The organism is Actinoplanes sp. URMC 104, from assembly GCF_051386375.1.
Taxonomy (GTDB): Bacteria; Actinomycetota; Actinomycetes; order Mycobacteriales; family Micromonosporaceae; genus Actinoplanes.
The window spans coordinates 1,720,875-1,734,337 of record NZ_JBPQTO010000002.1; the positions used below are offsets into that span (position 1 = coordinate 1,720,875).

The window sequence follows — 13,463 nt, forward strand, 5'->3', positions numbered from 1 at the left end:
TCAGGCGATGGTAGTGCCCGGCGCGACGTGCGCGTACGCGGTGCCGCCGAGGCGTTCGAGATGTCCGTCGGAGATGCCGGCGCCGGTCGCCGTCAGCAGCGCGTCGTGCAACGCGTACGCCCGCCCCGGCTTGACCGCCCGGACGAAGTCGATCGATTCGGAGAGCTTCATCCACGGAGCATTCAACGGCGCGAACAGCGTGTCCACCGTCGTGTCCTCCGGCACGGTGAACGAGTCCCCGGGGTGGTACAGGTTCGTGTGCTCGTCGGCGATCAGGAAGCCCACGTTCGCGATGCGCGGGATGTCCGGGTGGATCACCGCGTGCTGTCCGCCGTACACCCGCACCCGGTAGCCCGCGGCCTCGAACTCGCCACCCGGCTCGACCGCGGTCGCCGCCTGCGCGAACCGGGGGTGCTGGGCCAGCACGTCGGCGTGGGCGAACAGCCGCAGGCCGGGCCGCTTCGCCACCGCCTCGGCCAGAGCCTCGGGGTCGAGGTGGTCGATGTGCTCGTGGGTCACCAGCACCGCGTCGGCGCCGTCGAGCGCGGACCGCTCGCTGAACGCGCCCGGATCGACGACGAGCACGCCGGCGCCCTCGACCCGCAGACAGGAATGCGTGTACTTCGTGATCTGCACGGGACCCCTCCGCCGCTGATTCGTGACCGCTCACCTCGCAGTCTGCCGGAACCGGCGAACGTCCGCCGCACGTCCCAGGGGGCATGCGCGCGACTATGAACCGAACCACATATCTGCTGGGCACCGCACTCGTCGCCGGCGTCCTGCTGGCGGGGTGCAGCGCCGACTCGTCGGACGACTCGCAGGCGACCTCCGCAGCGGCCCCCGCCGCCGATCAATTGCAGGCCCAGGCCGCTGAGGGCAAGGACACCCCGGCCCAGGCGCCGGACCTCAAGGTGGACCAGCGCTCGATCATCTACCGCGGCACGGTCACCGTACGGGTGGAGAACGTGGACGCCGCCGCCGGGCAGGCCACCGGCCTCGCGAAGACCGCGGGCGGCTTCGTGAGCGGCGACAACCGCAGCAGCGGCAACGGCGACGCCACCGCCACGATGGAGCTGCGCGTCCCGGCCGACAAGTTCGCCTCGGTCGTCGACCAGCTGTCCGAGCTGGGCACCGAGGAACAGCGTCAGATCAGCACCGAGGACGTCACCGACCAGACCGTCGACCTGGACGCCCGGATCACCGTGCAGCAGGCCCGCGTCGACAGCGGCCGCAAGCTGCTGGCCCAGGCGAAGTCCCTCAACGACCTGGTGATGCTCGAACGCGAGGTGGCGACCCGCGAGGCCGACCTGGCGTCGCTGCAGGCCAAGAAGCGCCACCTGGCCGACCTCACCGCGCTGTCGACGATCACGGTCACCCTGCTCGACCCGCAGGCCGAGGCGGCCGGCGGCGACGACCCGGCCGGTTTCCTGGGTGGGCTGGGCGCCGGCTGGGACGCGCTGCTCGCCTCGCTGCGGGTGCTGCTGACCGTGCTGGGCGCGCTGCTGCCCTGGCTGATCGCCTTGGGCCTGCCGGCGTGGGGGATCTTCTATGCCGTACGGCGGCTCACCCGCCGCCGCCGTCCGGCGCAGCAGCCCTAGAAGGCGCCCGTCGACAGGGCGGCCAGCGCGGTGTGGACCATGACCCGCACGCCGTAGCCGATGCAGTTCTCGTCCACATCGAAGTCGCCCTGGTGCAGGTCGTGTTTCTCGTCCGAGCCCGGCGTGCCGGTGCCCAGCCGGATCATCGCGCCGGGCACGTGGTCGAGATAGAACGAGAAGTCCTCGCCGCCCATGCTGAGCTCGGCCTCGACGACCCGCTCGGGGCCGAGCGCCGCGCCCGCCGCGCCCGCGATGATCGCGGCGGCCATCCGGTCGTTGGTGACCGGCGGGACCCCGCGATGATAGCCGACCTCGACGTGCGCCCCGGTCGGCGCGACCACGTCCTTGATGAGCTGGGTGACCAGCTCGGGCGCCTGCCGCCAGGCCTCGCGGTTGAGAATGCGCACGGTGCCGCGGGCGAGGCCCTCGCCGGGAATCGCGTTGAACGCCTCACCGGCCTGCACCGCGCCCCACACCATCGACAGGCCGGCGCGCGGGTCGACGCGGCGGCCCAGCAGCGCGGGCACGTCGACGACGACCTTGCTCAGCGCGTAGACCAGGTCGGCGGTCAGGTGCGGCCGGGCGGTGTGCCCGCCGGGGCCGGTCAGCTTGACGTCGACCGTGTCGGCCGCCGCGGTGAACGGGCCGGAGCGCACCCCGACCAGGCCCGCGGGCAGCTGCGGGTAGCAGTGCAGGGCGAAGATGGCGACGACGTCCTTGAGGGCGCCCGCGGCGATCAGCTTGGGGGCGCCGGAGGGCACCGTCTCCTCGGCGCACTGGAAGATCAGCCGCACCCGGCCGGGCAGCTCGCCCTGCTCGGCGAGCTGCTGCAGGGCCAGGCCCAGACCGAGCAGCACGGTGGTGTGCACGTCGTGGCCGCAGGCGTGCGCGACGTTCGGCACCGTGGAGCGGTAGGGCACGTCCTTGAGGTCCTGCAGCGGCAGCGCGTCGAGGTCGGCGCGGAACGCGATCACCCGGTCGCCCTCGCCGATGTCGCAGATGACCGCGTTGCCGTCGGGCAGCACGCGCGGCGAGAGGCCCGCGACGGTCAGCTCGCGGGCGACCAGGGCGGCCGTCTCGAACTCGCGGTAGGACGGCTCGGGGTGGGCGTGAATGTGGCGCCGAATCGCTACGAGCTCCTCGCCGTGGGCGGCGAGCCAGCGGTCGAGCTGGCCGGGCAGGGGCTCGGCGCCGGGCAACGGCCCGGGCCACTCCTTCCGGTCCCCTTCGGGCTCCGTCAGAGTAGTAGTCACGTCGGCTTCCGTATCTTGGAGTTTGTCGGCTTTACCAGGACGCGCGACAGCTTAGACCGTTTTTCGTAACGCCGCGTACGCCATTGGTGTGTGCTGTGGATAACGCACTGTCACGAAATCAGAAGCGCTCGACCGGATGGTAAACGCCCCACACCCCGCGCAAGGTGTGGCAGACCTCGCCCACGGTGGCACGAAGACGCAACGCCTCTTTCATCAACGGTAGGACGTTGTCGCTGCCACCGGCGGCCTTCGCCAAATCCGCCAGCGCCGATTCGACCGCCGCGCCGTCGCGCTCGGACCGCAGCCGCGCCAGCCGGGCCACCTGGGCGGCCTCGATCGCGGGGTCGACGCGCAGCGGCTCGTAGCGCTCCTCCGACTCGGCCGCGAACCGGTTGACCCCGACCACGACCCGCTCGCCGTTGTCGATCTCGTTGGCGATCCGGTAGGCCGAGGTCTCGATCTCCTGCTTCTGGAAGCCCTGCTCGATCGCCTCGACGGCCGACCCGTGGGCGAAGACCCGCTCGATGAGCTCGGTGGCCTGCCGCTCGATCTCGTCGGTCATCGCCTCGATCGCGTACGACCCGGCGAACGGGTCCACGGTGCCGGTCAGCCCCGACTCGTACGCGAGGACCTGCTGGGTACGCAGGGCCAGGCGCGCCGATTTCTCGGTGGGCAGCGCGAGCGCCTCGTCGTACGCGTTGGTGTGCAGCGACTGCGTGCCACCGGCCACCGCGCCGAGCGCCTGGATCGCGACCCGCACCAGGTTGACCTCGGGCTGCTGGGCGGTGAGCTGCACGCCGGCGGTCTGTGTGTGGAAGCGCAGCATCAGCGACTTGGGATCGCGGGCGCCGAACTCGTCGCGCATGATCCGCGCCCACATGCGACGGGCCGCGCGGAACTTCGCGATCTCCTCGAGCAGCGTCGTGCGCGCCACGAAGAAGAACGACAGCCGGGGCGCGAAGTCGTCGACGGCCAGCCCCGCCGCGAGCGCCGCCCGTACGTACTCCATGCCGTTGGCCAGCGTGAACGCGATCTCCTGCGCGGGTGACGCCCCGGCCTCCGCCATGTGGTAGCCCGAGATCGAGATGGTGTTCCACTTGGGGATCTCGGCGCGGCAGTAGGCGAACGTGTCGGCGACCAGCCGCAGCGACGGCTTCGGCGGGAAGATGTACGTCCCCCGGGCGATGTACTCCTTGAGGATGTCGTTCTGGATCGTGCCCTGCAGCGCCGAGCCGGGCACGCCCTGCTCCTCGGCGACCAGCTGGTAGAGCAGCAGCAGCACCGAGCCGGGCGCGTTGATCGTCATCGAGGTGGAGACGCGGTCGAGCGGGATGCCGTCGAACAGCTGACGCATGTCGTCGATCGAGTCGATCGCCACGCCCACCTTGCCGACCTCGCCGTGCGCGATCGGGTCGTCGGAGTCGTAGCCCATCTGGGTCGGCAGGTCGAACGCCACCGACAGGCCCATCGTGCCCGCCGCCAGCAGCTGGTGATAGCGCGCATTGGACTCGGCCGCCGTGCCGAAACCGGCGTATTGCCGCATCGTCCAGGGACGTTTCGTATACATCGTCGGATAGACACCGCGGGTGTACGGGAATGCGCCCGGCTCACCGATCGCGGCGTCCGGAGCGACGTCGTCCGGGCCGTACACCGGCTTGATCTCGAAACCCGACTCCGCGTTCACAGGGCGATCCTAAACCCTCGTTCAATCCGCGAGCGTGAGGACTTTGGCACTCAGCGTCCGAATCCGTCGACACAATGCGATTCGGCGGTCACCTACGGTCGAGTTCGCCGGAACACGAGGCCCGCGACTTTCAAATCGGGGTGGGGAGACGGCAAGATAGCGGGGTTCCTCCCGACGGCCCCTACACCCTTCGGTGGCATCCTCAGTGACTCAGATTCCGACGTGGAGCGGCGGCAACGACGCTCCGGCCAGCGGACGCGCAGCCCCGGGCACGCTCATCGGCGGGCGCTACACGTTGCGTGCCGCGGTGGGCCACGGCGGTATGGGCACGGTCTGGCGTGCCGCCGACACGCTGCTGCGCCGCGACGTGGCGATCAAAGAGGTCATCCTCCCACCCGGGCTCGCGCCCAGCGACCGGGACGCGATGTACGAGCGCACGATGCGCGAGGCGCGCGCCGCCGCCGCGCTGCAGCACCCGGCCGTGGTGCAGGTCTACGACGTCGTGCACGAGAACGGTCGGCCGTGGATCGTGATGGAGCTGCTCGACGCGCGCAGCCTCGCCGACATGGTGATCGAGGACGGGCCGGTCCCGCCGCGCGTGGTGGCCAAGATCGGCATCGCGCTGCTCGGCGCGCTCGAGGTCGCGCACGCGCACGGCGTGCTGCACCGCGACGTCAAGCCGGCCAACGTGCTGATCTGCGGTGACGGCCGCTGCGTGCTGACCGACTTCGGCGTCGCGCGCATGCCCACCGACGTGCAGCTCACCACGCCCGGCATGGTGCTGGGCTCGCCGCACTTCATCTCGCCCGAGCGGGCCATGGGCAACGAGTTCGGCCCGCCGAGCGACCTGTTCTCGCTGGGCGTCACGCTCTACACCGCGGTCGAGGGCCGTCCCCCGTTCGACAAGGGCGACCCGATCGAGACCATGCACGCCGTCGTCGAGGACCCGCCGACCCCCGCCGTACGGGCCGGGTCGCTCACCCCGGTGCTGATGGGCCTGCTCGAGAAGGACCCGGCCCGCCGGATGGACGTGCAGACCGCGCGCACCATGCTGCGGCAGCAGCTCGCCGGCCCGCTGGCCAGCAAGAGCCCGCCGCACATGATGACCGACCCCTACTCGGTGGTCCCCGCGCAGCGCCCGCCCGCGGCGCCGGTCGAGACCCAGCCGATCCCGCCCGCGCCGACGGGCCAGATCGGCGGCCGGGCCATGCTCGCGCCCGGCGACTCGCTCACCGACCACCTCGCCAAGCTGCAGCAGGGCGGCGCGCCCGCCGCCGCGCCCGCCGCCGCGCCGAAGAGCCGGCGCGCGGCCGACCCCGCCCCGACCGGCCAGATGCCCGCGCCCGGCGGCGACCCGACCAGCCTGCTCCCGCCGCGCCCGGCGTGGAACGGCGCCCCGGCGTCCGGCGCGGCCTCCGGGCCCAGGGCCGCGCTCGCCAAGGCCGTCGCCGGCGCCAAGCGGGCCACCGGCAAGGCGGTCACCACCGTGCAGGGCTGGCCGCGCAAGCAGCAGCTCATCGCCGGCGGCGGCGCGCTCGCCGTGGTGGTCCTGCTGATCGTGGTCTTCTCGCTGGTGGGCTCGAACGGCGACGACACCGGAGCACCGGTCGCGGCGCCGACGGCAGACGCGGCCAAGCCTGCCGCCTTCGCCACCCAGCAGTACAACGGCCGCGGCGTCACCGTGCTGGTGCCCAAGGCGTGGAGCCGCAAGTCCGGCGGCAACTGGGTCGACTACGTGGACCCCAACGACGCCAAGCGCAAGGTGCGGATCCTGGTCGAGGACGCCTCCTCGCGGGCCACCCCGCAGTCGTTCCTGGGCGTCGCCGAGAACGGGCTCAAGACCCGCTCGACCAACTGCCCCAAACCGTACGCGCAGGTGGACCTCACCGACACGAAGATCGCCGGCCGGGACGGCGCGGTGCTCGAGTACACGTGCGGCACCGGCGACCAGGGGCGCCACGGGCTCTGGGGAGCGGTCATCGCGGGCGGCAAGGCGTACTCGTTCTACCTGACCACCAACGAGTCGCAGTTCGCCGGCAGCAAGCCCATCTTCGACCAGATGATCAAGTCGTACGCCCTCCAGGCCTCCTGACCTTTCCCGGCGTGCTATCAATCCCTGATGGCGCCTGACTACCGTTTGCTTGCCGAGTCCTGGCTCGCGGACGACCCCGACCCGGCCTCCCGTGCCGAGCTGAGCCGGTTGATCGCCGGCCTGCCCGGCACCGAGGACGAGCTGCGCGACCGGTTCGCCGGCCCGCTGACCTTCGGCACCGCCGGGCTGCGCGGGCGGCTGCGCGCCGGACCCAACGGCATGAACCTCGCGGTCGTCACCCGCGCCGCGGCCGGCCTGGTCGCCTGGCTGGCCGAGCAGGGCGGCAAGGGCCCGCTGGTCATCGGGTACGACGCCCGGCACGGCTCCCGGGAGTTCGCCGAGCAGACCGCCCGGGTCGCGACCGGCGCGGGCCGCGAGGCGCTGATCATGCCGGGGCTCCAGCCGACCCCCGTGCTGGCGTACGCGGTGCGCGCGCTCGACGCCGTCGCGGGCGTGATGGTCACCGCCAGCCACAACCCGCCGCAGGACAACGGCTACAAGGTCTATCTGGGCCGCGAGCTGGGCGGGCCGGGCGGCGACGGCGCGCAGATCGTGCCGCCGGCCGACGCGGGCATCGAGGCGGCGATCCGGGCCGTCGGTCCGATCGCCGACGTTGCGCTGGGCTCGCCGGGCACGCCCGTCGACAGCAAGGTCATCGAGGCGTACGCCCGGAGCGCCGCGGCGGTGCTCGCCGAGGGTGGCCCGCGCGACCTGGCCGTGGCGTACACGCCGATGCACGGGGTGGGCGGGGCGACGCTGCTCGCCGCGTTCGACGCCGCCGGGTTCCCGGCTCCGGCCGTGGTGACCGAGCAGGCCGCGCCCGACCCCGAGTTCCCGACGGTCGCGTTCCCCAACCCGGAGGAGCCGGGGGCGATGGACCTGCTGCTCGCGCTCGCCTCCGCCACGAACGCGGACCTGGCGATCGCGAACGACCCGGACGCCGACCGGTGCGCGGTGGCGATCCCGGCGGCCGACGGCGGGTGGCGGGCGCTGCGCGGCGACGAGCTGGGGGCGCTGCTCGGCGATCACCTGATCAGGCGGGGCGTCCGGGGGACGTACGCGACCACGATCGTGTCGTCGCAGCTGCTGGGCCGGCTGTGCGCGGCCCGCGGGGTGCCCCACGCCGAGACGCTGACCGGGTTCAAGTGGATCGTGCGGGCCGCGGAGGAGCTGGCGTACGGCTACGAGGAGGCGCTCGGCTACTGCGTGGCGCCGGGGATGGTGCGCGACAAGGACGGCATCACCGCCGCGCTGACCGTGGCGGAGCTCGCGGCGGCGCTCAAGGCCGAGGGCAGGACGCTCGCCGACCGGCTCGACGAGCTGGCGGCCGAGTTCGGGGTGCACGCCACCGACCAGCTCTCGGTGCGGGTCGACGACCTGGCCGAGATCGGCGCGGCGATGACCCGGGCCCGGCAGGCGCCGCCGGCCACGCTGCTCGGCCTGCCGGCGGGCGTGACCGACGACGAGGCCAACAACGTGCTGACGTTCCGCACCGCGACGGCGCGCGCGGTGATCCGGCCCTCGGGCACCGAGCCGAAGCTCAAGGCGTACCTCGAGGTGGTCGAGCCCGTCGCCGACGGTGACCTGGCCGCCGCCCGCACGCGCGCGGGCGACGGCCTGACCGGGCTGCGCCGCGAGATCGCCGCGGCGCTCGGCGTCTAGGCCGGCTTGGGCGTGCCGAGGGCGGCCTGGATGGCCTTGCTCAGCGTGGCGACGACCAGCGCCACGCTGGGCCGGACGATCGAGTCCTCCAGGTTCGCGCCCGCCACGAACCCGGCTCCCGACGCGATCTGCTCCAGCCGCTCGTGCGCCTTGGCGACCTCCTCGGCCGGCAGCCGCAGCGCGGGCTCCATTCGGCAGGAGACCAGCAGCGTCGCCAGCGCGGCCGTCCGCTCGTCGCAGAGGCCGCCGCTGGTCAGCGCGTCGGCGAGCCGGCGGCGGATGTCGGCCTCGAAGGCGGGGTCGGTGGTCGGGTAGCGGTGCACGTGGATGACGCCCATCTGGGTCTCGTCCACGTCCGTGACGATGCCGCGGGCCACCAGGTCCTCCAGGACCCGGGTGCGCAGGCGGTGCCGCAGGCGCTGCAGCCACTGGGCCGGCGTGTGCGGCTCGTCGTCGGCGGCCTTGGCCAGCACGGCGTCGGCGATGGCGTCACCGATCGGGGCGGGGTCGATGACCTTGAGGTACCCGTCGACGTACGCGATGCGCCCCGCCAGCGCGAGGTCGACCAGCACGGCCGCGGCCATGCCGAGGTCCAGCCCGATGCGGGAACCGGTCGCCTTGCCGGTCTGGTCGTCGTACGCGAGGAGGAGCAGTTCCTCGGCGAGAGGCATGGAGGTCATGGATCGAAACGATAGTGTCCCCAGTCACGCAAGCAGATGCCCAGGTCGGTTATATCCCGGTTGTAGCCGTTGGCCTAAAGTCGCTGCCGTGCAGGCGATCATCGCGACCCTCGGTTACGTGCTGTCCCCGGACCGCCGGGAGGTGCTGATGGTCCGCCGCGACACCCGGCCGGACGACCTGCACTACGGCAAGTACAACGGGCTCGGCGGCAAGCTGGAGCCGGACGAGGACGTGGTGAGCGGCCTGCGGCGCGAGATCCGCGAGGAGGCCGGCCTCGAGTGCACGGCCGTCGACCTGGCCGGCACGGTCTCGTGGCCCGGTTTCGGCCGCGGCGGAGCGAACTGGTTCGGCTTCCTGTTCCGCATCCCGGCCTGGACCGGCACCCCGCCGGCCGGCAACGACGAGGGCAGCCTGCACTGGGTGCCGGTGGCCGACGTGCTGGCCGGCCGGGTCCCCATGTGGGAGTCCGACCGCCACTTCCTGCCGCTGGTCTTCGCCGACTCCCCCACCGCCTTCCACGGCGTCATGCCCTTCGCCGACGGCAAGGCGCTGAGCTGGTCCTACACCCTCTAGAACCTGCGCATGCCGCCGAACTGGCGGTCGCCGGCGTCGCCGAGGCCGGGGACGATGTACTTCTTCTCGTTCAGGCCCTCGTCGATCGACGCGGTGACCAGGCGCAGCGGGAGCTCGGACCGCTCGAGGCGGCGGATGCCCTCGGGCGCGGCCAGCACGCAGCAGACGATGACGTCGGTGCAGCCGCGGTCGACCAGCAGCTTGCAGCAGTGCAGCAGCGAGCCGCCGGTGGCCAGCATCGGGTCGAGCACCAGCACCGGGCGGCCGGAGAGGTCGCCGGGCAGCGACTCCATGTAGGCCCGGGGCTCGTACGTGTGCTCGTCGCGCGCCAGGCCGACGAAGCCCATCGACGACTCCGGCAGCAGCGCCAGCGCCGAGTCGGCCATGCCGAGCCCGGCGCGCAACACCGGCACGATCAGCGGCGGGTTGGCCAGCCGGATGCCCTCGGTGGGCGCCACGGGCGTGGTGATCGGGTAGCGCTCGGTGGCGAACGAGCGGGCCGCCTCGTAGACCACCATCGTGGTCAGCTCGTGCAGCGACGCCCGGAACACACCGGAGTCGGTGTCCGCGTTCCGCATGGCGGTCAGCCTGGTCTGAGCGAGCGGGTGATCTACGACGAGTACGTCCACGCCGACAACCTACCGGTCATTCAAGATCAACTGTCGGGGGCCCGCGTAGAATCGTTCTCATGACTGCGACAGCGACGTCAAGGCTGTCCGGCCTGCCCGGTTCCCCCGCCGACCTCCGGACCTTCCTGCACGGACTGCCCGGCGTCGACAAGGTGGGCATCGAGGCCAGGGCGGCGGCGCTGGGCACCCGATCGGTGAAGACGACCGCCAAGGCCCAGGCGATCGATCTGGCCATCCGCATGGTCGACCTCACCACGCTCGAGGGCGCCGACACCCCCGGCAAGGTGCGTGCGCTGTCGGCCAAGGCGCTGCGGCCCGATCCGTCCGACCCCACCTGCCCGCCGGTCGCGGCGGTCTGCGTCTATCCGGCGATGGTGCCGGCCGCGGCCGGGGTGCTCGCCGGTTCCGGCGTCCACCTGGCCAGCGTGGCCACCGCCTTCCCCTCCGGGCAGGCGCCGCTCGAGGTCAAGCTCGCCGACACCCGCGAGGCGGTGGCCGGCGGCGCCGACGAGATCGACATGGTGATCAGCCGCGGCGCGTTCCTGGCCGGCGACTACGGCCGGGTCTTCGACGAGATCGTCGCGGTCAAGGAGGCGGCCGGCCCCGCGCACCTCAAGGTCATCCTCGAGACCGGCGAGCTGGCGACCTACGACAACGTCCGCCGCGCGTCGTGGCTGGCGATGCTGGCCGGCGCCGACTTCATCAAGACGTCCACCGGCAAGGTCGGGGTCAACGCCACGCCGCCGGTCACGCTGCTCATGCTCGAGGCAGTGCGTGACTTCCGCGAGCGGTACGGGCGCCAGGTCGGGGTCAAGCCGGCCGGCGGCATCCGCACGACGAAGGACGCCATCAAATACCTCGTGATGATCAACGAGACCTGCGGCGACGACTGGCTGAGCCCCGACTGGTTCCGGTTCGGCGCGTCGTCGCTGCTCAACGACCTGCTCATGCAGCGCACCAAGCTGACCACCGGTCATTACGCCGGTCCTGACTACTTCACGCTGGACTGAGGCCGATGTCGCTCTTCGAGTACGCCCCCGCCCCCGAGTCCCGCTCGGTCGTCGACATCGCGCCGTCGTACGGCCTGTTCATCGACGGCGAGTTCGGCGAGGCGAAAGACACGTTCAAGACGATCAACCCGGCGACCGAGGAGGTGCTCTCCGAGGTCGCGCTCGCCGGCCCCGAGGACGTCGACCGCGCCGTCGCCGCCGCCCGCCGGGCCTTCGAGAGCTGGTCGGCCCTGCCCGGCTCGGAACGCGCGAAGTACCTGTTCCGCATCGCGCGGATCATCCAGGAGCGCTCGCGCGAGCTGGCCGTGCTGGAGTCGCTGGACAACGGCAAGCCGATCAAGGAGTCGCGCGACGTCGACCTGCCGCTGGTCGCCGCGCACTTCTTCTACTACGCCGGCTGGGCCGACAAGCTGAAATACGCGGGCCTCGGGCCGGACCCGCGCCCGCTGGGCGTGGCCGGCCAGGTCATCCCGTGGAACTTCCCGATGCTCATGCTGGCCTGGAAGATCGCGCCGGCGCTCGCCACCGGCAACACCGTGGTGCTCAAGCCCGCCGAGACGACGCCGCTGTCCGCGCTGTTCTTCGCCGACGTGTGCCGCCAGGCCGAGCTGCCGCCGGGCGTGGTCAACATCGTCACCGGCGCCGGCGACACCGGCCGCTACCTGGTCGAGCACCCCGACGTGAACAAGGTGGCCTTCACCGGCTCCACCGAGGTGGGCCGTCAGATCGCCCGCTCGGTGGCGGGCACGGGCAAGAAGCTCACGCTCGAGCTCGGCGGCAAGGCGGCCAACATCGTCTTCGACGACGCGCCTATCGACCAGGCCGTCGAGGGCATCGTCAACGGCATCTTCTTCAACCAGGGCCACGTCTGTTGCGCGGGCTCCCGGCTGCTGGTGCAGGAGTCGATCGCTTCGGAGCTTCTCGACTCGCTCAAGCGGCGGATGACCACGCTGCGGGTCGGGGATCCGCTCGACAAGAACACCGACATCGGCGCGATCAACTCCCGCGCACAGCTCGACCGGATTACCGAATTGTCGGAAATCGGCGCCGGCGAGGGCGCGGAACGCTGGTCGCCGCCGTGCGAGCTGCCCGACCGCGGCTTCTGGTTCGCCCCGACCATCTTCACGGGCGTGACCCAGGCCCACCGGATCGCCCGCGAGGAGATCTTCGGGCCGGTCCTGTCGGTGCTGACCTTCCGCACCCCGGCCGAGGCGGTCGAAAAGGCCAACAACACGCCGTACGGGTTGTCGGCCGGCATCTGGAGCGAGAAGGGCTCGCGGATCCTGGCCGTGGCCGACCAGCTGCGCGCCGGCGTGGTGTGGGCCAACACGTTCAACAAGTTCGACCCCACGTCGCCGTTCGGCGGCTACAAGGAGTCCGGATACGGCCGCGAGGGCGGCCGGCACGGCCTGGAGGCCTACCTTGCCTAGCAACCGGCTTGCCGTGCGCAAGACCTACAAGCTGTACGTCGGCGGGAAGTTCCCGCGCAGCGAGTCAGGACGGACCTATCTGGTGGACGGCGACAACGTGGCTCTCGCCTCGCGCAAGGACGCGCGCGACGCCGTGGTCGCCGCCCGCGCGGCCCAGCCGAAGTGGTCGGCGGCCACCGCGTACAACCGTGGCCAGGTCCTCTACCGCGTGGCCGAGATGCTCGAGGCGCGCCGGGCCGAGTTCGTCTCGCTGGGCGTGCCCACGGCCGAGGTGGACGCCGCGATCGACCGCTGGGTCTGGTACGCGGGCTGGTCCGACAAGATCGCCCAGGTGGCCGGCGGCGCCAACCCGGTGGCCGGCCCCTACTTCAACCTCTCGGCGCCCGAGCCCACCGGCGTGGTCGGCGTGGTCGCCCCGGCGTCGCTGCTCGGCCTCACCAGCGTGATCGCCCCCGCGATCGTCACCGGCAACACGGTCGTCGTGGTCGCCGCGCTCCCGCAGGCCGCGATCACCCTGGCCGAGGTCTTCGCCACCTCGGACGTGCCGGGCGGCGTGGTCAACGTGCTCACCGGCAACGCCGCCGAGATCGCGCCGTGGCTCGCCTCGCACGACGACGTGAATGCGCTCGACCTGTCCGGGGTCGACGACGACGACCTCGCCACCGAACTCGAACGGGCGGCAGCCGGCACCCTCAAGCGGGTCGTTCGGCCGGTGTCGGGCGTTGACTACACGGACGACCCGGGCACCGGGCCGATGACCGCATTGCTGGAGATCAAAACTGTCTGGCACCCGAAGGGTTTCTGACCGTTTCCTACCGGACATTGTGGAAGTGCGGGGGACGGTCAGCCCG

At 72.0% G+C, this 13,463-nt stretch carries 12 protein-coding genes; 7 read left to right on the plus strand and 5 right to left on the minus strand.

Translation table 11 applies throughout. The features are described from left to right. Complete coding sequence (locus tag ACSNN8_RS09045; RefSeq protein WP_436648191.1) at positions 1 to 636, minus strand: MBL fold metallo-hydrolase; 636 nt, start codon at positions 634 to 636, stop codon at positions 1 to 3. A 95-nt stretch (positions 637 to 731) separates the two neighbouring features. Between ACSNN8_RS09045 and ACSNN8_RS09050 the strand changes: the two genes are divergently transcribed. Then, positions 732 to 1,598 (plus strand): DUF4349 domain-containing protein, encoded by an 867-nt coding sequence (locus ACSNN8_RS09050; protein ID WP_436648192.1) that lies wholly within the window; start codon positions 732 to 734, stop codon positions 1,596 to 1,598. On the opposite strand, the gene ACSNN8_RS09055 is transcribed toward ACSNN8_RS09050, so the two are convergent. Together ACSNN8_RS09055 and ACSNN8_RS09060 are read right to left on the minus strand one after the other, a co-directional pair. Beyond that, a complete protein-coding gene (locus ACSNN8_RS09055; protein ID WP_436648193.1) occupies positions 1,595 to 2,851 on the minus strand; it encodes an amidohydrolase in 1,257 nt (418 codons plus the stop codon). The two genes, ACSNN8_RS09050 and ACSNN8_RS09055, sit on opposite strands and share 4 nt — an antisense overlap. A gap of 118 nt (positions 2,852 to 2,969) precedes the next feature. Then, the gene (locus tag ACSNN8_RS09060) at positions 2,970 to 4,535 is read right to left on the minus strand and encodes an acyl-CoA mutase large subunit family protein (protein WP_436648194.1); all 1,566 of its coding nucleotides are present in this window, start codon (positions 4,533 to 4,535) and stop codon (positions 2,970 to 2,972) included. 205 nt (positions 4,536 to 4,740) lie between these two features. Between ACSNN8_RS09060 and ACSNN8_RS09065 the strand changes: the two genes are divergently transcribed. Further along, positions 4,741 to 6,627 carry a protein kinase domain-containing protein gene (locus tag ACSNN8_RS09065; RefSeq protein ID WP_436648195.1) on the plus strand — a complete coding sequence of 629 codons (1,887 nt, stop codon included), beginning with the start codon at positions 4,741 to 4,743 and terminating at the stop codon, positions 6,625 to 6,627. Between the two features lie 27 nt (positions 6,628 to 6,654). Further along, on the plus strand, positions 6,655 to 8,289 hold the full coding sequence (locus ACSNN8_RS09070; RefSeq protein ID WP_436648196.1) for a phospho-sugar mutase: 1,635 nt from the start codon (positions 6,655 to 6,657) through the stop codon (positions 8,287 to 8,289). On the opposite strand, the gene ACSNN8_RS09075 is transcribed toward ACSNN8_RS09070, so the two are convergent. Next, a complete protein-coding gene (locus ACSNN8_RS09075; protein WP_436648197.1) occupies positions 8,286 to 8,969 on the minus strand; it encodes a GOLPH3/VPS74 family protein in 684 nt (227 codons plus the stop codon). The two genes, ACSNN8_RS09070 and ACSNN8_RS09075, sit on opposite strands and share 4 nt — an antisense overlap. A gap of 88 nt (positions 8,970 to 9,057) precedes the next feature. On the opposite strand from ACSNN8_RS09075, the gene ACSNN8_RS09080 reads away from it, so the two are divergent. Beyond that, the gene (locus ACSNN8_RS09080; RefSeq protein ID WP_436648198.1) at positions 9,058 to 9,543 is read left to right on the plus strand and encodes an NUDIX hydrolase; all 486 of its coding nucleotides are present in this window, start codon (positions 9,058 to 9,060) and stop codon (positions 9,541 to 9,543) included. On the opposite strand, the gene upp is transcribed toward ACSNN8_RS09080, so the two are convergent. Then, positions 9,540 to 10,172: a uracil phosphoribosyltransferase gene (upp, locus tag ACSNN8_RS09085; protein WP_436648199.1), complete on the minus strand. Its 633-nt coding sequence runs from the start codon at positions 10,170 to 10,172 to the stop codon at positions 9,540 to 9,542. The genes ACSNN8_RS09080 and upp overlap by 4 nt on opposite strands. 59 nt (positions 10,173 to 10,231) lie before the next feature. Between upp and deoC the strand changes: the two genes are divergently transcribed. From deoC to ACSNN8_RS09100, 3 genes are read left to right on the plus strand one after another with little or no spacing between them, the layout of a single operon-like run. Next, a complete protein-coding gene (deoC, locus tag ACSNN8_RS09090) occupies positions 10,232 to 11,182 on the plus strand; it encodes a deoxyribose-phosphate aldolase (RefSeq protein WP_436648200.1) in 951 nt (316 codons plus the stop codon). A gap of 5 nt (positions 11,183 to 11,187) precedes the next feature. Next, entirely contained in the window at positions 11,188 to 12,612 is a 1,425-nt protein-coding gene (locus tag ACSNN8_RS09095; RefSeq protein WP_436648201.1) for an aldehyde dehydrogenase family protein, read from the plus strand. Further along, on the plus strand, positions 12,605 to 13,417 hold the full coding sequence (locus tag ACSNN8_RS09100) for an aldehyde dehydrogenase family protein (RefSeq protein ID WP_436648202.1): 813 nt from the start codon (positions 12,605 to 12,607) through the stop codon (positions 13,415 to 13,417). The genes ACSNN8_RS09095 and ACSNN8_RS09100 overlap by 8 nt, the downstream gene beginning before the upstream one ends. Positions 13,418 to 13,463: the final 46 nt, after the last annotated feature.

Excerpts from the sequence above, each read along its gene's own strand:
- deoC (WP_436648200.1), top strand. The coding sequence starts at position 10,232 with ATGACTGCGACAGCGACGTCAAGGCTGTCCGGCCTGCCCGGTTCCCCC.
- ACSNN8_RS09095 (WP_436648201.1), top strand. The coding sequence starts at position 11,188 with ATGTCGCTCTTCGAGTACGCCCCCGCCCCCGAGTCCCGCTCGGTCGTC.
- ACSNN8_RS09075 (WP_436648197.1), bottom strand. The coding sequence starts at position 8,969 with ATGACCTCCATGCCTCTCGCCGAGGAACTGCTCCTCCTCGCGTACGAC.
- ACSNN8_RS09070 (WP_436648196.1), top strand. The coding sequence starts at position 6,655 with ATGGCGCCTGACTACCGTTTGCTTGCCGAGTCCTGGCTCGCGGACGAC.
- ACSNN8_RS09050 (WP_436648192.1), top strand. The coding sequence starts at position 732 with ATGAACCGAACCACATATCTGCTGGGCACCGCACTCGTCGCCGGCGTC.